Genomic DNA, 22,099 nt, shown 5'->3' with positions numbered 1-22,099 from the left:
TATACTGATACTAGTAAGTGGTAAAGGAGCAGAGCATGACCTACACAATCTTAATCGTAGAAGATGAGTATCTGGTAAGGCAAGGCTTGACCAAGCTGGTCAATGTAGCAGCCTACGATATGGAAATCATCGGTCAGGCTGAAAATGGAAGGCAGGCTTGGGACTTAATTCAAAAGCAGGTGCCAGATATCATTTTAACCGATATCAACATGCCTCAGCTGAATGGCATCCAGTTGGCCAGTCTGGTACGAGAAACCTATCCTCAGGTGCATCTGGTATTTTTGACAGGTTACGATGATTTTGATTATGCCTTGTCTGCTGTTAAACTCGGTGTAGATGATTACCTGCTCAAACCCTTTTCTCGTCAGGATATTGAGGAAATGTTGGAGAAAATCAAGCAAAAACTAGACAAGGAAGAAAAAGAAGAGCAGTTACAAGATTTATTAACCGATAAGTTTGAGGGAAATATTGCTCAGAAAATCCAGTCCCATCTAGCTGACAGTCAGTTTAGTTTGAAGTCTTTGGCCAGTGACCTAGGTTTTAGTCCGACTTATCTGAGTTCCTTAATTAAGAAAGAGTTGGGCCTGCCTTTTCAGGATTACCTAGTGAGAGAGCGTGTCAAACAAGCCAAGCTCTTGCTTCTGACTACGGATCTAAAGATTTATGAGATAGCCGAAAAGGTTGGTTTTGAAGACATGAACTACTTTACCCAACGTTTTAAACAGATTGCAGGTGTGACACCTCGTCAGTTTAAGAAAGGGGAAGGCCGATGAAGCGTTCTTCTCTCTTAGTCAGAATGGTTATTTCCATCTTTCTGGTCTTTCTCATTCTCCTAGCTGTGGTCGGGACTTTCTATTATCAATCTAGTTCATCAGCTATTGAGGCCGCTATTGAGGGCAATAGCCAAACGACCATTAGCCAAACTAGCCACTTTATTCAGTCTTATATCAAAAAATTAGAAACCACCTCTACCAGTTTGACCCAGCAGACGGATGTTCTGGCCTATGCTGAAAATCCTAGTCAAGACCAGGTCAAGGGAATCCGAGATTTGTTTTTGACCATCTTAAAGGCTGACCAGGACTTGAAAACGGTGGTTTTGGTAACCAAGTCTGGTCAGGTCATTTCCACTGATGACAGTGTGCAGATGAAAACTTCCTCAGATATGATGGCTGAGGATTGGTACCAAAAGGCCATTCATCAGGGAGCTAAGCCAGTTTTGACACCAGCTCGTAAATCAGACAGTCAGTGGGTCATTTCTGTCACTCAGGAACTTGTTGATACAAAGGGAGCCAATCTTGGTGTGCTTCGTTTGGACATTTCCTACGAAACTCTGGAAGCCTATCTCAACCAGCTCCAGTTGGGCCAGCAGGGCTTTGCCTTTATCATCAATGAAAACCATGAATTTGTTTACCATCCTAAACACACAGTTTATAGTTCGTCTAGCGAAATGGAGGCCATGAAACCCTATATTGAGACAGGGCAGGGCTATACGCTGGATCATCAATCCTACGTCAGTCAGGAACAGATTGCAGGTACTGATTGGACGGTTATAGGCGTGTCTTCGCTGGAGAAGTTAGACCAGGTTCGGAGTCAACTCATGTGGACCTTGCTTGGTGCTAGTGCCTTATCTCTTCTTGCCTGTCTCTGCTTGGTGTGGTTCAGTCTCAAACGCTGGATTGCCCCTTTGAAGGATCTGAGAGAAACCATGCTGGAAATTGCTTCTGGTACACAAAATCTTCGTGCTAAGGAGGCTGGCGCCTATGAACTGAGAGAAGTGACTCGCCAGTTCAATGCTATGTTGAATCAGATTGATCAGTTGATGGCAGATGTGCGCAGGCAGGAAGAAGCGACCCGGCAGTATGAACTTCAAGCATTGTCGAGCCAGATTAACCCCCATTTCCTCTACAATACTTTGGATACTATCATCTGGATGGCTGAATTTCAGGATAGTCAGCGAGTGGTTCAGGTGACCAAGTCCTTGGCAACCTATTTCCGCTTGGCGCTCAATCAAGGAAGGGATTTGATTTCTCTTTCTGATGAAATCAATCATGTCCGCCAGTACCTCTTTATCCAGAAACAACGCTATGGTGATAAGCTGGAGTATGAAATTGCTGAAAATCCTGACTTTGGTAACCTAGTCTTACCCAAGTTGGTGTTGCAACCTCTTGTAGAAAATGCTCTTTACCATGGTATTAAGGAGAAGGAAGGTCAGGGCCATATTAAAGTTTCTGTTCAGAGACAGGATATAGGGCTTGTCATCCGCATTGAGGATGATGGTGTTGGTTTCCAAGCTACTAGCGATAGTAGTCAAAGTCAGCTCAAACGTGGGGGAGTTGGCCTTCAAAATGTCAACCAACGACTCAAACTTCATTTTGGAGACAATTACCAGATGAAGATCAATTCTGTACCCTCAAAAGGGACGACGGTTGAAATATACATTAATAAAATAGAAATTAGCTAACTCCCAGTCTATTCTGGGAGTTTTGCTTTTAAAAATCAGAATGATTAGTTGGCCTTGATAAAATCAGTAAAAAAAGATATGATAGATAGTGACAAAAGAGGTATCAAGTATGAAGGAAAAAGACATTCAAAGAGCAACAAGCCAGATTGTAGAAGATGTAATAGAAAAGGCTAATTTGAAGCAAGGGGCTATCTTTGTTTTAGGCCTTTCTTCTAGTGAGGTGATAGGTGGTCAGATTGGCAAGGAATCCAGCCAAGAAATTGGTGAAATCATCGTGAAGACCATCCTAGCTATCCTAGAGGGAAAAGGGATTCATCTAGCTGTTCAAGGTTGTGAACATGTCAATCGAGCCCTCGTCGTTGAACGTCAGTTGGCAGAGCGGTTTGGTCTTGAAATCGTCAGTGTCCGTCCTACACTTCATGCAGGAGGTTCGGGTCAGTTGGCAGCCTTCAAGTTTATGCGGGATCCAGTTGAGGTTGAATTTATCAAGGCCCATGCTGGATTGGATATCGGAGATACTGCGATTGGCATGCATGTCAAGCATGTTCAGGTTCCGATTCGCCCTCTTTTGAGAGAAATTGGGCATGCCCATGTAACTGCTCTAGCTAGTCGTCCAAAATTAATTGGAGGTGCGCGTGCGCAGTATCCACAAGATTCTATCAGAAAGTCATGAGAATGAAAAAGACAAAACAACAACTAGAAAAAATTACCAAATATTCGATTCGCAAGCTCACTGTTGGGGTAGGTCCTGTAGCTATCGGGGCCTTCCTTTTTGGTGCCAGTACCCTTTTAGTAGATAAGGTGCAAGCCAATGAAATTGGTGGTGTTCATAGTGTGCATTACCGCTATCTGGCGGAGCAGGAATTAACCGAGTCTGAAAAAGCCTTGATTCACCATGAGGTTCCTACAGAATTTCAAGATGAAGATATTATTTATGTAGTTTATCGCAAGAAGGAGACTAACAGTCAACAACTTCCATACACAGGAAGTAAGGAGCTTGCTTTGGCAGGTCTTGGATTGGCAACAGCCTCACTAGCGGTTCTATTAGTTTCTAAGAAACACCGTAGTAAAGTACTTGGTATTCTGTTAATTAGCTCTATCGGCGTCAGCAATTTTGTACCTTTTACTGCCTTTGCATTTGAAAATAAAGAGTTACTTTCGTATAACCAAACTATTTCTGCATCTACACATGAAGGTTTGGCTAAAGGTGTTATTCATATTGAAGGATATGAGTATGTTGGTTACTTTAAAGAATCAAAATCTAGTACCAATACAAGCAGTAAAAAAGGTGAGTCGGTAGTTGAAGAACCACAGACGGAATATACAGGCAAGATTGAAGCTAAAGGCACTCAGGAACCAGGCAAAGAGGGAGAATCCTTAGTTCAAGAACCACAGGCGGAATATACAGGCAAGATTGAAGCTAAAGGCACTCAGGAACCAGGCAAAGAGGGAGAGTCCTTAGTTCAAGAGCCACAGTCAGAATATGCAGGCAAGATTGAAGCTAAAGGCACTCAGGAACCAGGCAAAGAGGGAGAATCCTTAGTTCAAGAACCACAGGCGGAATATACAGGCAAGATTGAAGCTAAAGGCACTCAGGAACCAGGCAAAGAGGGAGAGTCCTTAGTTCAAGAACCACAGGCGGAATATACAGGCAAGATTGAAGCTAAAGGCACTCAGGAACCAGGCAAAGAGGGAGAGTCCTTAGTTCAAGAGCCACAGTCAGAATATACAGGCAAGATTGAAGCTAAAGGCACTCAGGAGCCAGGTAAAGAAGGTGAGTCGGTAGTTCAAGAAAAGTTACCTGAATATAAAGTAACTGAGGGCGCGGTTACGAAAGAAACTACTACGGAGATTGACTATAAGACAGAAATTATCGAAGATCCAACCAAGTATACGGATGAAGAAACTGTCGTCCAAGATGGAGAAAAGGGTAGTCAAATTACCAAAACGACTTATAAGACTATTGAGGGTGTTGAGACTGACCAAGTTTTAAATACAGCTACAACTGTCATCAAAGAACCGGTCACTAAAAAAATAAGTCGTGGTACGAAACCAATTGAAGGAACTCTGGTAGAAGAAGGTCTTGAAAAGATTCCGTTTAAGGAAAAGGTTGAAGAAGATGATCAACTGAAAAAAGGTGAAAGAGTTACTGTCAAAGAAGGAAAAGACGGACAGAAAAAGGTTATAAAGACTTATAAGACAATTAAAGGACTGAAGACTGAAGAAGCACCAAAAGTTGTCGAACAGGTTTTGGAGTTAGATCAAGACCGTATCGTTAAATTAGGAACTAAAAACTTTGAAAAACCAATTTTAAGTTTGTCGCTTATCGATGTTAAAGATTTAAAACGAACATCTCAAATTCGTTACAATTTGGAAAACCCAAGTAAGGCAACTATAAAATCCATTACCCTAACTCTTAAAAAGGGTGATGAAATTGTCAAAACATTGACTATTTCACCAGACAACTTAACAGCTAGCCTGACAGATTTGCAGTACTACAAGGATTATAAACTCGAAACCAAAATGGTTTATGACCGTGGTGAAGGTGATGAAGAAGAAGTTCTAAGGGAAGAACCACTAAGAATTGACCTCAAAAAAGTTGAAGTCAAAAATATTAAAGAAACAAGCTTAATAAGTGTTGATACTGATGGTGTTGAAACGGATAGTAGCTTCTTAACTTCTGTTCCAACTGATGTAAAACCATACTATCTAAAAATCGCTACGCATGATAATAAGGTGACCCGTCTTGCTGTGGATAAAATCGAAGAAGTTACTGTCGATGGAAAAACACTATACAAGGTCACTGCTAAAGCTCCTGATCTAGTTCAGCATACTAATGGTAATGAACTCAGTGAAGAATATGTTCATTATTTTGCCAAGCCAAAATCTCACGAAGAGAATGTCTACTACGATTTCAATGAATTGGTAAAAGCAATGCAAGCTAATCGTAAGGGGACGTTTAAGCTTGGTGCAGATTTGAACGCAGCAAATGTTCCAACTCCAAATAAACAATATGTACCAGGTGTATTTAATGGTCATTTAACAAGTGTTGATGGAAAACAGTATACCATTCATAATATCGCTCGACCATTGTTTGAGCGCATTGAAAATGCTTCTGTGAAGAATATCAATCTTGGCAATGTGAATATTAATATGCCTTGGGCAGAAAATATTGCACCTGTTGCAAGAATTGTTAAAAATGCTGTAATCGAAAATGTCAAAGTTACAGGCCATATTATTGCGAAAAATGATATTGCTGGTGTGGTTAATAAATTAGATGGTGAGGGCGCTAAAGTTAATAATGTTGCTTTCATTGGTAAAATTGATGGTGTTGGGGATAAAGGATGGAATCTTGCTGGTATTGTGGGTGAGATTTGGAAAGGCCATGCGAATAAAACATATGTAGAAGCTGATATTACAGCAACTAAGGCTCGGGCTGCTGGTCTTGCGTCTACTGTTGACAATAGTTCGGACCCTAATGGCATCGGTAAATATGGGACTGTACGAAATTCAGTCGCTAAAGGAACAATTAAAGTTAAATCACCTGTAGATGTTGGAGGTTTCGTCAGCAAGAACTGGGTATGGGGTAAACTTGAAAATAATGTTTCAATGATGAAAGTTGAGAACGGTGAAGAATTCTATGGTTCCGGTGATATTGATTACGATGGGGGATACTTCACGAATAATTCTCTTGAAAGAAACTTTGTTGTAAAAGATGTTAGTGCAGGTAAACATTCGTTCAAATATTCTCGTTCACATAGAATTAGAGAAATTAGTCTCGAAGAAGCTAATACCAAGATTGATGCAATGGGAATCACTGCTGATAAGTTTGAAATTAAACCTCTAATTGAGGACACTCTCAACAATACAAAATCATTAGATGAGACCTATAAAGATACTCAAGATTACAGAATTGACCGTGAACTTGCTTATCGCAATATCGAAAAATTACAACCTTTCTATAATAAGGAGTGGATTGTCAATCAGGCCAATAAATTGGAAGCTAGTTCAAACTTGGTTACGAAAGAAGTTCTTTCTGTTACAGGTTTGAAAAATGGACAGTTTGTAACAGATTTATCTGATATTGATAAGATTTTGATTCACTATGCTGACGGTACTAAGGAAGAAAAAGTTGTCACACGTAAAGCTGATTCTCAAGTTCAACAGGTTCGTGAATACAGTATCGAAGGTCTTGGTGACGTCGTTTATACACCAAATATGGTTGTTAAAGATAGAACACAATTAATCAACGATATTAAAGCAAAATTAGCAGGTGTTGAATTGATTTCACCTGAAGTGCGTGCGTTAATGGACAAACGTGGTAAAGCTGAAGAAAATACTGATGGTCGTAAAGATGGTTATATTAAAAATCTATTCCTTGAAGAAAGCTTTGAAGAAACGAAAGCTAATTTGGATAAATTAGTCAAAGCTTTAGCCGAAAACGAAGACCATCAATTGAATAGTGATGAAGCTGCCATGAAAGCTCTTCTTAAAAAAGTAGAAGACAACAAAGCTAAAATTATGATGGCTCTTACTTATTTAAATCGTTATTATGGATTTAAATACAATGATATGAGCATTAAAGACCTTATGATGTTCAAGCCTGATTTTTATGGTAAGAACGTTAGCGTTATCGATAGATTGATTCAAATTGGTTCACGTGAACATTTCTTGAAAGGGGACCGAACTCAAGATGCTTATCGTGATGTGATTGCGGGAGCAACAGGTAAAGGTAATTTAAATGACTTCTTAACATATAACATGAAACTCTTTACAGAAGATACTGATATGAATGTATGGTATAAGAAAGCTATTTCTCATACTAACTATGTAGTTGAGAAACAATCATCTAACCCTGATTTTGCTAATAAGAAATATCACTTATATGAAAACTTAAATAACAGTGAACATGGTCGATACATTTTACCACTTCTTAATACGAAGAAGGCTCACATGTTCTTAATTTCAACGTACAATACGCTAGCGTTTAGTGCATTTGAGAAATATGGTAAGAATACAGAATCTGAACGTGAAGCGTTTAAGAAAGAAATCGATTTACGTGCACAAGAGCAAATTAATTACTTAGACTTCTGGTCAAGACTTGCTGCTGATAATGTACGTAATCAATTGTTGAAATCTGAAAATATGGTTCCATCAGCAATTTGGGATAACCAAGATGTTCCAGGTAATGGATGGGCTGACAGAATGGGTCATAATAAGAATGGTGACTATGCTCCAGTTCGTGAGTTCTATGGTCCTACAGGTAAATGGCACGGATATAACGGTATGGGTGCGTATGCTTATATCTTTTCTAACCCACAAAATTCAGAGGCTGTATACTACATCATCTCTAGTATGATTAGTGATTATGGTACATCTGCATTCACTCACGAAACAACTCATATCAATGACCGTATGGCCTACTTAGGAACATGGCGTCACCGTGAAGGGACAGATATTGAATCATTTGCTCAAGGTATGCTACAATCGCCATCTCTTACAAACTATAATGGTGAATATGGTTCACTTGGATTAAATATGGCGTACGAACGTAAAAATGATGGTACACAAATTTATAACTATGATCCTAATATGTTAAGTAGTCGTGAGAAGATTGATCACTACATGAAGAACTATAACGAATCAATGATGATGCTTGATTACTTAGAAGCAGAATCTGTCATCAAGAAAAATACTGGAACTAACGATAAGTGGTTTAAGAAAATCGATAAGAAATATCGCGAAAAAGCGAGCTATAATAAGTTAGAAGGTGCACCACACCAATGGGATTTAGTTCGTGATTTAAATGATGTTGAGAAGAGTATGAAACTGACAGCTATTGATCAACTTGTAGATAACAACTTCGCTACTAAACACGGGCTACCAGGTAATGGTCATTACCGTACTGAAGGATTCGATTCTGCTTATACTGTTGTGAATATGATGACTGGTATTTACGGTGGTAACACAAGTAAGAGTACGGCTGGCTCAATCTCATTCAAACACAATACATTCCGTATGTGGGGCTACTACGGTTACCTTGATGGATTCTTAGGGTATGCATCTAACAAGTATAAACAAGAATCTAAAGCAGCCGGTAACGTAGGTCTAGGTGATGACTTTATCATCCAAAAAGTTTCTAAAGGTAGATTTAATACATTAGAAGAGTGGAAGAAAGAATGGTATAAAGAAGTCAGAGCTAAAGCTGAGAAAGGTTTTGTAGAAATTGAAATTGATGGTCAAAAGATTTCAACATATGAAAAACTTCAAGAACTATTCGATGCTGCAGTTGAAAAAGACCTTCAAGGTAATAAATTTGATAATACAGTGAATCTTAAATGGAAAGTTTACAAACAACTTTTGCAGAAATCAGATGGATTTACTGGAGATTTATTCACTAAATAGTAGATAGGACTAGTAAGATGAAAAAAGGTAGATCAGCTTTGTCTGTATCTGCCTTTTTGTGCTATACTTAAGATATGCATAGAAAAACAGTGATTGATTTTAGGGCTTTGGGGGAGAGATACACCTTCACTCAGCCTATCAAAGAGTTAAAAACGAGAGATTTATCAGAAGTGGCGGACTTGCTGGCACAGGTGGAGAGCTACCAAGAGCAAGGTTATTATGTGGTGGGCTATATCAGTTACGAGGCTGCACTTGCATTTGAGAAGAAATTAGCAGTTCATAAAGCTCCTTTACTGGCAGAGTATCTGCTATATTTTACAGTTCATGATAGGGTAGAAACATCGCCTATTCCTCTGACTTATGAGGAAGTAGATCTACCTTCAAAGTGGCAGGAAGAAACATCTGCAGAGAACTATGAAAAGGCTATTGCCCAGATTCACCATCATTTGCGTCAGGGGGACACCTACCAGGTAAATTACACTGTCCAACTCAAGCAAGACTTGAGTGTCGATCCTTTTGCCACCTACAACCGTATGGTGGTAGAGCAGGAGGCGGGCTATAATGCCTATGTGGAACATGATGAGATGGCAGTAATTTCTATGAGCCCAGAGCTCTTTTTTGAGCAAAATGACCGAGAATTAATGACTCGTCCAATGAAGGGAACAACCCAGCGGGGAGTGACTGACCAAGAAGACCTTGCCCAAGCTAGCTGGCTAGAACAGGATCCCAAAAATCGCTCTGAAAATATGATGATTGTGGACCTCTTGCGCAACGATATGAACCGTATTTCTGAAGTGGGAAGTGAGCATGTGGAGCGTTTGTGTCAAGTGGAGCAGTATTCGACTGTCTGGCAGATGACTTCGACCATCAAGAGTCAGTTACGACCGGATGTTGACCTAGTTGAAATCTTCCGTTCGCTCTTTCCTTGTGGTTCCATAACGGGTGCACCCAAAATTGCGACCATGGAAATCATCAAGAACTTGGAGCCTCAACCCAGAGGAGTTTACTGCGGAACGATTGGTCTCTTGCTTCCAAATGGACGACGGATTTTTAATGTCGCCATTCGGACCATTCAACTGCATCAAGGGAAAGCCATCTATGGAGTTGGCGGAGGTATTACATGGGATAGTACTTGGGAATCTGAATACCGTGAAGTTCATCAAAAGGCGGCTGTTCTCTATCGTAAACAAGCTCGTTTCCAATTGATTACAACTGGGAAAATCAGCCAAAAACAATTGCAGTTTGAAGATCAACATCTGGAAAGACTGACAAAGGCGAGTCGTTATTTTTCCTATCCTTTTGATCCAGAAGAACTGAGACAAAAGATAGAGGAAGAGTGTCAAGCTTGTGATTCCCACCAAGACTACCGCTTGCGAATTACCCTCAGCAAGTCTGGAGAGATGGAACTCAGTCGCCAAATCTTAAGCCCCCTTAGTCCAAGCTTCTGCAAAGCAAAACTTTGTCTGCAAGAAGCTGATTTGCAGCAAGCATTTACCTACTTCAAAACCACTCACAGACCACATTTAAGCCTAGGTAAACAGGAAAGCATTTACCATAATGCAGCAGGAGAGCTATTGGAAACGTCTATAGGGAATCTAGTTCTGAAAATCGCTGGAAAACTATACACACCGCCTACCAGTCTAGGAATTTTGCCAGGAATTTATCGTCAGCATTTGCTGGAAACAGGACAGGTTAAAGAGAAAATTATGACTTTGGAAGACCTGAACCAAGCAGAAGCTATCTATGGCTGTAACGCAGTCAGAGGTTTGTATGAGTTGGAAGTGATATAACTATAGGTTTTCCATTAATTTTTAGATTTATTTGTTAATATTTAATATTTGATTTGAAAGTAAAATTAAATATATGGTATACTATAAGTATAAATCAATAAAAATAATGGAGATTTTTATGAAAAAATCAAAAAAAATTTTAGTAACCAGCTTAGCAACTGCAACACTGGGACTTATTGCATTATCAGATACAACTGGAGACTTTCCTTTTTCGGCTCAGCATGTTTCTGCTCAAGAAAAGGATGCATCTAAAAATGGTAAGGTTGTAAAAGAGAATACAACTTCGGCGCCAAATCAAGCTGAAAAATCAAAAACACCAGCGCAAAATCCTGCTGAGAAACCAAAAACACCAGCACCGAAACCAGAACCAAAACCAGCGCCGAAACCAGCTGAGAAACCGAAAACACCAGCTCAAAAACCTGCTGAGAAACCTAAAAATACAAGTCCTAAAGAGGATAAGTCCAAATCTACAGCTCAGTCTGGTTGGGTAGGCTCATCGTACTATGAAAATGGTACTAAAGTTACTAATAAGTGGATTTTTGATAAAAAAGCTAATTCTTATTTCTATCTAAATGCTTCGGGAAACTATGTCCAAAATGCTTGGGTAGGCAATTACTATCTTAAATCAGATGGTAAAATGGCTAAGAGTGAATGGATTTATGATAAAAACTATGGATCCTATTATTATCTAACCGCAGAAGGTAGCTACGCTCGAAACGCATGGGTAGGTAATTACTATCTCAAATCAAATGGGAAAAGAGCTAAAAATGAATGGATTTATGACAATAACTATGGGTCATACTATTATCTAACAGCAGAAGGCAGCTACGCTCGCAACACATGGGTAGGCAATTACTATCTTAAATCAGATGGTAAGATGGCTAAAGCTGAGTGGATTTATGACAAAAACTATGGATCCTATTATTATCTAACAGCAGAAGGAAGCTACGCTCGCAACAAATGGGTAGGTAATTACTATCTAAAATCAGATGGTAAGATGGCCAAAAATGAATGGGTAGATGGTGGCCGGTATTATGTTGATTCTGATGGAAAAAAGGTAAAAAGTGAATGGATTTATGATAAAAACTATGGATCCTATTATTATCTAACAGCAGAAGGCAGCTACGCTCGCAACAAATGGATAGGTAAATATTATCTCAAATCAGACGGGAAGATGGCCAAGAATGAATGGGTAGATGGAGGCCGTTACTATGTTGATTCTGAAGGCAAAATGGTAATGGGTAAATGGGTAGATGGAGGCCGTTACTATGTAGGATACGATGGTGTGTGGCAACCAAAACCAGCAGATGGTAATCCATACTCAGCAGCTTTAAAGGAAGCACAAGGTTATAACAGCATTCATTTGTCAAAAAAAAGAATTTATAATCAATTAATTTTTAAAGGTTTTAATAGTGACACTGCACAATATGCTATCAATCATTTGAATGCAGATTATAAGGCAAATGCCTTAGCTCAAGCAAGAATACATTTAAAATATGGTACTTCATCTAAATCAGAAATTTATAGAACGCTGACCTCTCCGAATCTTGATAACTTTACGAAAGAAGAAGCTAACTATGCTATTCAAAAACTTAATCTACCATCAGAAGGTAGCTATGTTCGCAATAAATGGGTAGGAGCTTATTATTATAAATCAGATGGTAAGATGGCCAAAAATGAATGGGTAGATGGCGGTCGTTACTATGTTGAATCAGATGGAAAAATGGCTAGGAACAAATGGGTAGATGGAGGCCGTTACTATGTAGGATACGATGGTGTGTGGCAACCAAAACCAGCAGATGGGAATCCATACTCAGCAGCTTTAAAGGAAGCACAAAGTTATAACAGACTTTATTTGTCAAAAAAAGGAATTTATGATCAATTAATTTTTAAAGGTTTTAATAGTGACACTGCACAATATGCTATCAATCATTTGAATGCAAATTATAAGGCAAATGCCTTAGCTCAAGCAAGGCAACATAGAAAATATAGTAATTTATCAAAAACGGAAATTTATAACATGCTAACTTCTCCTAGAATCGATAGATTTACAAAAGAAGAAGCAAACTATGCCATTCAACATCTTGATGACTAATCGTTTTCAATAATGAACTATTTTTAAATGTTTTAATGTTGGTATTTAATACGCAAACCTTTGCACAAAACGGACGATTTTGTTATACTATATCTGTAAGCATTTTCAATTAAAAAGGAGAAGACGATGAGTCAAAAGATTATTGGGATTGACCTTGGTGGGACATCTGTTAAGTTCGCAATTTTAACTCAAGAGGGAGAAATCCAAGAAAAATGGTCTATTAAGACCAATATTTTGGACGAAGGAAGCCATATTGTAGATGATATGATTGAGTCAATTCAACATCGTTTGGACTTGCTTGGATTGTCAGCTACGGATTTCCGAGGGATTGGAATGGGATCACCTGGTGTGGTTGACCGTGAAAAAGGAACTGTTATCGGTGCCTACAACCTAAACTGGAAAACCCTTCAACCAATTAAAGAAAAGATTGAAAAAGCATTGGGTATTCCATTCTTCATCGATAATGATGCCAACGTGGCGGCTCTTGGTGAGCGCTGGATGGGGGCTGGTGACAACCAACCGGACGTTGTCTTTATGACACTTGGTACAGGTGTTGGTGGTGGTATCGTGGCAGAAGGCAAATTGCTTCACGGTGTCGCTGGTGCGGCAGGAGAACTTGGTCATATCACTGTTGACTTTGACCAACCAATCGCTTGTACTTGTGGTAAGAAAGGCTGTCTTGAGACAGTTGCTTCTGCAACAGGGATTGTCAACTTGACACGTCGTTATGCTGATGAATACGAAGGCGATGCAGCCTTGAAACGCTTGATTGATGACGGTGAAGAAGTAACTGCTAAAACTGTCTTTGACCTTGCAAAAGAAGGAGATGACCTTGCCTTGATCGTTTACCGAAACTTCTCACGTTACTTGGGAATCGCTTGTGCTAATATCGGCTCAATCCTCAATCCTTCAACAATCGTTATAGGTGGTGGGGTGTCCGCTGCGGGAGAATTCCTTCTCCAAGGTGTTCAAAAAGTCTACGACGAAAATACTTTCCCACAAGTACGCACATCAACTAAATTAGCTCTCGCAACACTAGGAAATGATGCTGGAGTTATCGGAGCAGCATCGCTTGTATTGCAATAAGATCATAAAAGGGGAAAAACACTACTTTAAAGCCAGTGATTTTCCTCCTTTCTTTTTTTATGCTATACTAGTTAGGACATTAAATGAGGTGAGAGTAAATGACAAAAGCAGATACGATTTTTAAAGAAAATATTGAACGAATCCTCAAAGACGGCGTCTTTTCTGAACAAGCACGTCCTAAGTACAAGGATGGGACTGTTGCCAACTCCAAGTACGTAACGGGTGCCTTTGCAGAGTATGACTTGGCTAAGGGTGAATTTCCCATCACAACCTTGCGACCGATTGCGATCAAATCAGCTATCAAAGAAGTACTCTGGATCTACCAGGATCAGTCTAATAGCCTAGAAGTGCTCAATAGCAAGTACAATGTCCACTACTGGAATGACTGGGAAGTGGGGGATACAGGAACCATAGGTGAGCGCTATGGGGCAGTCGTTAAGAAACACGACATCATCAATAAGATTCTCAAACAATTGGAAGAAAATCCTTGGAACCGTCGCAATATTATCTCTCTGTGGGATTACCAAGCTTTTGAAGAGACAGACGGCCTTCTTCCATGCGCCTTTCAGACTATGTTTGATGTTCGTCGATTAGATGGGGAAATCTATCTAGATGCGACCTTGACCCAGCGTTCGAATGATATGCTGGTGGCCCACCACATCAATGCTATGCAGTATGTGGCTCTTCAGATGATGATTGCCAAGCATTTTGGATGGAAGGTTGGGAAGTTCTTCTACTTCATCAACAACCTTCATATCTATGATAATCAGTTTGAACAAGCAGAGGAATTGCTTGGTCGTGAGCCGTCAAACTGCCAACCTCGTTTGGTCTTGAATGTACCAGATGGGACCAATTTCTTTGATATCAAAGCGGAAGACTTTGAGTTGGTTGACTATGATCCGGTTAAGCCACAGCTGAAGTTTGACCTAGCTATTTAATACTCTTCGATAATCTCTTCAAACCAGGTCAGCGTCGCCTTACCGTAGGTATGGTGACTGACTTCGTCAGTTCTATCCACAACCTCAAAACAGTGTTTTGAGCTGACTTCGTCAGTTTTATCTACAACCTCAAAGCAGTGCTTTGAGCAACCTGCGGCTAGCTTCCTAGTTTGCTCTTTGATTTTCATTGAGTATAAAAGAAAATAAAAAGAAGTTGAGAAATCTCAACTTCTTTTGTTGCTTAATGTGATACGCGACGGCGAGCTGCTTTTTTACGGTTTTCTTCGATGAAAGCTGCTTTTTGCTCTTCTGGCTCAATCACTTTCTTTTTAATTGCGTATACTGCACCTGCAACGGCAGCGACAGTTCCTGCGACACCTGTTACAAGACCTTTAGCGAATCCTTTAGCCATGAGTCTTCCTCCTTTATCTTCCCGATCAGCCAGGCTCCTTAAGTGGTAGCATTTTTCTGACCGACCTTTTTGTGATATAATAATAGTAACGAAAAAATGGAAATTTTTCAAGGAAAAAAGATGAGAACAAAAATAATTGTGATTGTTGGACCGACTGCTGTTGGGAAGACTGCCCTTGCTATCGAAGTGGCCAAGCTCTTTGATGGAGAGGTGGTCAGTGGTGACAGTCAGCAAGTATACAGAGGGTTGGATATTGGGACGGCCAAGGTTAGCCCAGAGGAGCAAGTAGCTGTTCCTCATCATTTGATTGATGTCAGAGAGGTGACCGAGTCTTACTCGGCTTTTGATTTTGTTTCAGAAGCTAAGAAGGCTATTGAGGATATTCAAAACCGTGGCAAGCTAGCCATTATCGCTGGAGGCACAGGCCTTTATATCCAGAGCTTGCTTGAAGGCTATCATCTAGGTGGGGAAACACCTCATGAGGAGATATTAGCCTATCGAGCTAGTTTAGAGCCTTTATCAGATGAAGAATTAGCCAATCTTGTGGAGCAAGCAGGTCTTGAAATTCCCCAGTTTAACCGTCGTCGTGCTATGCGTGCCTTGGAGATTGCCCATTTTGGTCAGGATTTGGAAAATCAGGAAAGTCCTTATGAAGCTTTGATTATCTGCTTGGATGATGAACGCAGTCAGCTTTATGAACGTATCAACCGTCGAGTAGATCTGATGTTTGAGGCTGGACTTTTGGATGAGGCTAAGTGGCTCTTTGACCATTATCCAGATGTGCAGGCAGCCAAAGGCATTGGCTACAAGGAACTCTTTCCTTATTTCCGTGGGGAGCAAACTCTTGAGGAAGCAAGCGAGAGTCTCAAACAGGCGACCCGCCGTTTTGCTAAGCGTCAGTTGACCTGGTTTCGTAATCGCATGCAGGTCACCTTTTATCAGATAGGAGAGCCTGACGTGCAGGACCGCATTTTAAGCCAGATAGAGGAGTTTTTAGATGATTGAAACTGAGAAAAAAGAGGAACGTGTCCTGCTCATCGGTGTGGAATTGCAGGGCATGGACAATTTTGATCTCTCTATGGAAGAATTGGCCAGTCTGGCTAAGACAGCTGGGGCAGTCGTAGTCGATAGCTACAGGCAAAAACGGGAAAAGTATGACTCCAAGACCTTTGTCGGTTCTGGTAAGTTGGAAGAGATTGCGCTCATGGTGGATGCAGAAGAGATTACCACTGTCATTGTCAATAATCGCTTGACTCCACGGCAAAATGTCAATCTAGAAGAAGTTCTGGGTGTCAAGGTCATTGACCGTATGCAGTTGATTCTAGATATCTTTGCCATGCGGGCTCGAAGCCATGAAGGAAAACTCCAAGTTCATTTGGCTCAGCTCAAATATCTCTTACCTCGTTTGGTGGGACAAGGGATTATGCTCAGCCGTCAGGCAGGTGGAATTGGTTCCCGTGGACCTGGTGAAAGCCAGCTGGAACTGAACCGACGTAGTGTTCGTAATCAAATCACAGAAATCGAGCGCCAGCTCAAGGTGGTTGAGAAAAATCGAGCGACAGTCAGAGAAAAACGCTTGGAGTCAAGTACCTTTAAAATCGGTTTGATTGGTTACACTAATGCTGGGAAATCAACCATCATGAACACCTTGACCAGTAAGACCCAGTATGAAGCAGACGAGCTGTTTGCGACTCTGGATGCGACGACAAAGAGTATCCATTTGGGAGGTAATCTTCAGGTTACCTTAACTGATACGGTTGGCTTTATCCAAGATTTGCCAACTGAATTGGTGTCCAGTTTCAAGTCGACTTTGGAAGAAAGCAAGCATGTGGATCTTCTGGTTCATGTCATCGATGCCAGCAATCCTTATCACGAGGAACATGAAAAAACGGTTCTGTCTATCATCAAAGACTTGGATATGGAGGATATTCCTCGCCTGACTCTTTATAATAAAGCAGATTTGGTGGAGGATTTCACGCCGACTCAAACGCCTTATTCCCTCATTTCTGCCAAGTCTGAGGATAGTCGTGAGCAGTTGCAAGCATTGTTTTTGGAGAAGATCAAGGATATTTTTGAAGTCTTTACCCTGCGCGTGCCTTTTTCAAAATCCTACAAGATACATGATCTAGAAAGTGTAGCGATTCTGGAGGATCGTGACTACCAAGATGATGGAGAAGTGATTACAGGCTACATTTCCGAGAAAAATAAATGGAGGTTAGAGGAATTTTATGACTGATATTAACACCTTGGCTCTAAAATATGGGGGCTATACAAGTCTGGATAAGGTCTATCTAGATCAACTTCTATCTGGCAAAACAGAGCAAGAGCAGTTGGCTCTCATCACACCACCTCCGAGTGTCGTTAATGCCTACTTTGCTGAACTCTACCAGAAAAAGAGTCCTGAAGCTGCGACGGATTATTTTGCAGAACTCAGCCATGAACTGAACCTCTACAATGCTGAGCCAAGTTTCACCTTTGAAAATAAGCCTTTTATTCGTCTTAATTTATCTGGCAAATCTTTTGGATTTTGCTATGAGACTAAGGGCATGGGGCGAATCTTCTCTGAAAATGAAGAGGTAATCTCGGATGACTTGCTCTTTGAGATTGCACAAATTTTCCCCCATCAACTCGTCTTTGAAGAGTCTGGAAAGATTTACATGAAGGCTGTCGGAGATGAGGAAGTTGTTAGTGTAGAAAATCTCACAGCTTTGACAGATTTGGAAAGTTTGGCTGATGGTCGCAAACGTCTCAAAGGCTACAGTCAAGAGGATTTACTGCAAGAAGTTGTTGCTTTTTCTGGTAAGCGCTATTTCCGATCGGAAAATCGCACAGCCATGTTATATATTGATTAATTAGAAAGTATCGAATGGATATTCAATTTTTAGGAACAGGGGCTGGTCAGCCCTCTAAAGCCCGCAACGTTTCAAGTCTCGCCCTGAAACTCTTGGATGAGATTAACGAAGTTTGGCTCTTTGACTGTGGAGAAGGAACGCAAAATCGCATTCTGGAAACCACGATTCGACCACGGAAGGTCAGCAAAATCTTTATCACCCACCTGCATGGAGACCACATCTTTGGATTGCCAGGATTTCTCTCTAGCCGTGCTTTTCAGGCCAATGAAGAGCAGACAGATTTGGACATCTATGGACCGCAAGGAATCAAGTCATTTGTTTTAACCAGCCTTCGTGTGTCAGGCTCTCGTCTGCCTTACCGCATTCATTTTCATGAGTTTGACCAAGATTCTCTAGGGAAAATCCTTGAGACCGATAAATTCACTGTGTATGCAGAGGAGCTGGACCACACTATTTTCTGCGTTGGTTATCGTGTCATGCAAAAGGACTTAGAAGGTACCTTGGATGCTGAAAGACTTAAGGCTGCTGGTGTTCCGTTCGGCCCGCTTTTTGGAAAAATCAAAAACGGTCAGGACGTTGTTCTAGAAGACGGCACTAAAATCAAGGCAGCTGACTATATATCAGCTCCCCGTCCAGGTAAAATTATCACTATTCTGGGTGACACTAGAAAGACCAATGCCAGTGTGCGTCTAGCTGTCAATGCAGATGTTCTTGTCCATGAGTCTACTTACGGCAAGGGTGATGAGAAGATTGCTCGCAATCACGGTCACTCAACCAATATGCAGGCAGCACAAGTAGCAGCAGAAGCAGGTGCTAAGCGCCTCCTGCTCAATCATATCAGCGCTCGTTTCCTCTCAAAAGATATCAGTCAGCTCAAGAAAGATGCGGCAACTGTTTTTGAGAATGTCCATGTGGTCAAAGACTTGGAAGAAGTAGAAATTTAGAAGATTGAGAAAGGATAAGTATGCGTACTATTCTGATTACCGGAGCAAGCGGTGGCTTAGCCCAAGAAATGGTCAAACTCTTGCCAAATGACCAACTCATCTTACTAGGTAGAAACAAGGAAAAATTAGCCCAACTCTACGGAAATCATCCTAATGTGGAATGGATTGAAATCGACATTACTGATGACTCAGCCCTGGAAGCTCTGGTAGCTGACCTCTATCTCCGTTATGGCAAGATTGATGTCTTGATTAACAACGCTGGTTACGGGATTTTTGAAGATTTCAACAAGATCTCTGATCAAGACATTCACCAGATGTTTGAGGTCAATACCTTTGCTCTGATGAATCTGTCTCGTCGTCTTGGAACTTGCATGAAGGAGAGGGGAAAAGGCCATATCATCAATATCGTCAGCATGGCAGGTTTGATAGCGACTAGCAAGTCCAGTCTTTACTCAGCGACCAAGTTTGCGGCTATTGGTTTTTCCAACGCTCTACGCCTCGAACTCATGCCTTATGGAGTCTATGTGACAACAGTCAATCCAGGACCAATCCGAACAGGATTTTTTGACCAAGCAGACCCAGATGGGAGCTACCTCAAGTCGGTTGACCGTTTTCTCTTAGAACCAGATGCAGTCGCTAGAAAGATTGTCAAAACCATAGGAAAAAACAAACGGGAACTTAATCTTCCTTTTTTGCTCAATTTAGCTCACAAATTTTATAGCTTCTTTCCCAAGTTAGCCGATAAGTTGGCAGGGGGAATCTTTAACTATAAATGAGAAGGCGATGGTTATTTCTGATACTTTTTAAGGTCTATGATGTTTGCTTATCTAGGTTAAGTAACATTATCTTGGCAATAAAGCAGCTCTTTACGAGCTGTTTTTTCTGTTTCCAGATTTTAGGCGAGCTCGTTAGACTTCTTTTGATATTCAAAATGATTGACAATTTTGGGGCTTAGTGTTAGAATAAAAGTATAGAACGACTGTCAGTCTAAAAAAGGAGTAATCAATGAAAAATAAAAAAGAGCAAATTTTAGATGTTTCCTTTTCCCTATTTTTAGAAAAGGGATATGATTATACGTCAATTAGTGATATTTTAAAGAAATTGGATATCGCAAGGGGAACCTTGTATTATCATTTCGAGTCAAAAGAGGCGATTATGGATGCCATTATTGAGCGCTCAGCACATGATATAGTGGCGGAAGCAGAACGGATTGTATTGCAGCAAGAACTTTCTGTTCATGAAAAGATTTTCTCACTTTTTTCAGTTATGAATATGGAACACCTATCCGGGGGTGATCTGATGGTGGACTACCTGAATCGACCTCAGAATGCTCTTTTCCATGAAAAGAGTAATCGACTGTTGCTCCAAAAAATAACTCCTATATTTGGAGAAATCATTCAGGAAGGAGTTGAAAAAGGTATATTTGAGAATGCCTACCCATATGAAACGGCTGAACTTATCTTGGCTATGATTGTCGGAGTTTTAGATCTTCGTGATGAGAAGATGAGCCCAGAGATTATGGAGCGACAAACTGAAAGTCTTTTGTACAATATCGAAAGGATCTTAGGAGCAGACCAAGGTAGCTTTGCTTCGTTTAAAATCTTATCCTTACAGAAAAATGAGGTGGATTAGATGACAAAGGGTTATAAAAAATTTCTACTCTTATGGGGAGCAAGTCTCATTTCGTCAAGTGGATCGGGTATGAGTTCCTTTGCTTTGGGAGTTTATATCTATCAAATGACGGGTATGAGTAGTATGACAGGTTTGATAATTTTGGCAGGATTTTTACCAGGTCTCTTCCTTTCTCCCCTAGCAGGAGCTTTAGCAGACCGACATGATCGCAGACTCTTAATGATGTTAGGTGATGGCTTGTCTATTATCGGTCTAGTTTGTATCCTATTTTCCTTACAATTTTTGCATGAGTCATCTTTGGTTATTGGTGTCTTGCTAGGAGCAGCCATCAGCTCCAGTTTTTCTTCTCTCGTTGAGCCTGCCTTTCGAGCGACAATCTCTGATTTGTTGGAAAAGGAGGAATATTCAAAGGCAAGTGGTATGGTTCAGTTGATTCCTGCTTCTCGCTATCTCCTCTCTCCCATTCTATCTGGATTGGTTTTGAGTTTTGCAGGTATTCGAACAATCCTCCTTCTTGATATGCTTACGATTCTAGTCACCCTTCCCATTACTTATCTTGTGAGGAAGGAAATGAAGGGAATACAAAAGGATAATGTTGGTGAGCTAGGGGATGATTTAAGATTAGGTTTTCGTATCATTCATGAGAAAAAAGGTATCTGGTTTCTTGTTCTTCTCGGTATCTTAGTTTCCTTTTGTTTGGGAACTGTTCAGACTCTGCTGATTCCCATGCTACTTCCTGTTGGTGGCGAATCATTTGTTGGTTTTGCGACAACTACTTCAGCATTTGGTATGTTGGTGGGAGGTTTACTAATCAGCAAGTTGAGTATCAAAAAGGGGTTCGCCGGTCTTCTACAGGTAGCTCTTTTGGGAATGGGATTATTTATGACCGCATTTGCTTGGAGTGAGCATACGATCCTCGTCCTTGTTTTTGGTTTCTGTCTCTTTCTAAGTTTACCATTTGCAAATACAGTTATGGATTATTTAGTAAGGATTACGATTTCTGCAGAACATCAGGGGAAGGCTTGGGGAACAATTGGTTTGATTTCCCAAGTTGGTTATGTTCTTGCATATGCTTCCGTTGGAATTATAGTCGATTTTCTAATCAAACCTTTTCTAAGAAATGATGGGAGCCTGAGTCAGCTGGTTGAGATTTTGATTGGCCGAGGTGAGGGGAGAAGTGCAGCCGTCATGATTATCTTGGCAGGTATTTTCCTAATGATGATTGCCCTCATTTTATCTAGTAGAAATGAAATTAAAGAGTTGGAAAATGAGAGTTTATCCAAAAATGATGGGATAGAAATTTCATAAGTTGGTAAAAAGGATTTAGAACTATAAATAAAAAGGTTCCTTTTGTAAGGAACTTTTTTATACTATTTAACTGAGTGTCAAAAATTTGTTTGTTTTTGTTCTAAATCTACATTCACTTTTTTCGAATCTTCTACAAATTTTAGAAAAAACAATCAAAAATATGATTTTTTGTGTTT

Annotated in this window: 17 protein-coding genes; 15 read left to right on the top strand and 2 right to left on the bottom strand. The window is 40.4% G+C overall.

Going from position 1 to position 22,099, the window contains the following annotated elements; genetic code table 11:
- Positions 1-35 precede the first annotated feature (35 nt).
- From B7721_RS08735 to B7721_RS08700, 8 genes are all read left to right on the top strand, one after another.
- A complete protein-coding gene (locus B7721_RS08735; protein ID WP_084878648.1) occupies positions 36-773 on the top strand; it encodes a response regulator transcription factor in 738 nt (245 codons plus the stop codon).
- On the top strand, positions 770-2,461 hold the full coding sequence (locus B7721_RS08730) for a cache domain-containing sensor histidine kinase (RefSeq protein WP_084878647.1): 1,692 nt from the start codon (positions 770-772) through the stop codon (positions 2,459-2,461). Before B7721_RS08735 ends, B7721_RS08730 begins: the two co-directional genes overlap by 4 nt.
- A gap of 109 nt (positions 2,462-2,570) precedes the next feature.
- Entirely contained in the window at positions 2,571-3,134 is a 564-nt protein-coding gene (locus B7721_RS08725) for a TIGR01440 family protein (protein WP_162283487.1), read from the top strand.
- A 2-nt stretch (positions 3,135-3,136) separates the two neighbouring features.
- Positions 3,137-8,866, top strand: a complete 5,730-nt coding sequence (locus B7721_RS08720; protein ID WP_084878644.1) for a ZmpA/ZmpB/ZmpC family metallo-endopeptidase — start codon at positions 3,137-3,139, stop codon at positions 8,864-8,866.
- A gap of 74 nt (positions 8,867-8,940) precedes the next feature.
- The gene (gene pabB, locus B7721_RS08715; protein ID WP_084878642.1) at positions 8,941-10,656 is read left to right on the top strand and encodes an aminodeoxychorismate synthase component I; all 1,716 of its coding nucleotides are present in this window, start codon (positions 8,941-8,943) and stop codon (positions 10,654-10,656) included.
- A 118-nt stretch (positions 10,657-10,774) separates the two neighbouring features.
- Positions 10,775-12,751 (top strand): Ltp family lipoprotein, encoded by a 1,977-nt coding sequence (locus tag B7721_RS08710; RefSeq protein WP_084878640.1) that lies wholly within the window; start codon positions 10,775-10,777, stop codon positions 12,749-12,751.
- Between the two features lie 126 nt (positions 12,752-12,877).
- Positions 12,878-13,837 (top strand): ROK family glucokinase, encoded by a 960-nt coding sequence (locus B7721_RS08705; RefSeq protein ID WP_000078588.1) that lies wholly within the window; start codon positions 12,878-12,880, stop codon positions 13,835-13,837.
- Positions 13,838-13,935: 98 nt separating this feature from the next.
- Positions 13,936-14,775, top strand: coding sequence for a thymidylate synthase (locus tag B7721_RS08700; protein ID WP_084878638.1), 840 nt, complete (start codon positions 13,936-13,938; stop codon positions 14,773-14,775).
- Here B7721_RS08700 and B7721_RS10340 read toward each other — a convergent pair.
- Positions 14,772-14,963 carry a hypothetical protein gene (locus B7721_RS10340; protein WP_084878637.1) on the bottom strand — a complete coding sequence of 64 codons (192 nt, stop codon included), beginning with the start codon at positions 14,961-14,963 and terminating at the stop codon, positions 14,772-14,774. The genes B7721_RS08700 and B7721_RS10340 overlap by 4 nt on opposite strands.
- A gap of 53 nt (positions 14,964-15,016) precedes the next feature.
- The gene (locus B7721_RS08690; protein ID WP_001051782.1) at positions 15,017-15,187 is read right to left on the bottom strand and encodes a DUF3042 family protein; all 171 of its coding nucleotides are present in this window, start codon (positions 15,185-15,187) and stop codon (positions 15,017-15,019) included.
- Between the two features lie 120 nt (positions 15,188-15,307).
- Between B7721_RS08690 and miaA the strand changes: the two genes are divergently transcribed.
- From miaA to B7721_RS08655, 7 genes are all read left to right on the top strand, one after another.
- A complete protein-coding gene (gene miaA, locus B7721_RS08685; protein ID WP_084878634.1) occupies positions 15,308-16,192 on the top strand; it encodes a tRNA (adenosine(37)-N6)-dimethylallyltransferase MiaA in 885 nt (294 codons plus the stop codon).
- Positions 16,185-17,423, top strand: coding sequence for a GTPase HflX (gene hflX / locus B7721_RS08680; RefSeq protein WP_084878632.1), 1,239 nt, complete (start codon positions 16,185-16,187; stop codon positions 17,421-17,423). The genes miaA and hflX overlap by 8 nt, the downstream gene beginning before the upstream one ends.
- On the top strand, positions 17,416-18,039 hold the full coding sequence (locus tag B7721_RS08675) for a cystathionine beta-lyase (RefSeq protein ID WP_049477490.1): 624 nt from the start codon (positions 17,416-17,418) through the stop codon (positions 18,037-18,039). The genes hflX and B7721_RS08675 overlap by 8 nt, the downstream gene beginning before the upstream one ends.
- A gap of 14 nt (positions 18,040-18,053) precedes the next feature.
- On the top strand, positions 18,054-18,983 hold the full coding sequence (rnz, locus tag B7721_RS08670; protein ID WP_084878630.1) for a ribonuclease Z: 930 nt from the start codon (positions 18,054-18,056) through the stop codon (positions 18,981-18,983).
- A gap of 20 nt (positions 18,984-19,003) precedes the next feature.
- On the top strand, positions 19,004-19,759 hold the full coding sequence (locus B7721_RS08665) for an SDR family NAD(P)-dependent oxidoreductase (protein ID WP_084878628.1): 756 nt from the start codon (positions 19,004-19,006) through the stop codon (positions 19,757-19,759).
- 229 nt (positions 19,760-19,988) lie between these two features.
- On the top strand, positions 19,989-20,615 hold the full coding sequence (locus tag B7721_RS08660; RefSeq protein WP_084878626.1) for a TetR/AcrR family transcriptional regulator: 627 nt from the start codon (positions 19,989-19,991) through the stop codon (positions 20,613-20,615).
- On the top strand, positions 20,616-21,923 hold the full coding sequence (locus B7721_RS08655) for an MFS transporter (RefSeq protein ID WP_084878624.1): 1,308 nt from the start codon (positions 20,616-20,618) through the stop codon (positions 21,921-21,923).
- The last annotated feature ends 176 nt before the right edge of the window (positions 21,924-22,099 follow it).

Origin of the sequence: Streptococcus oralis subsp. oralis (assembly GCF_002096445.1) — a bacterium.
GTDB classification, from domain to species: domain Bacteria; phylum Bacillota; class Bacilli; order Lactobacillales; family Streptococcaceae; genus Streptococcus; species Streptococcus oralis_N.
Note: the sequence above shows the minus strand (reverse complement) of the source record. Positions and strands in the feature narration are given on the sequence as shown.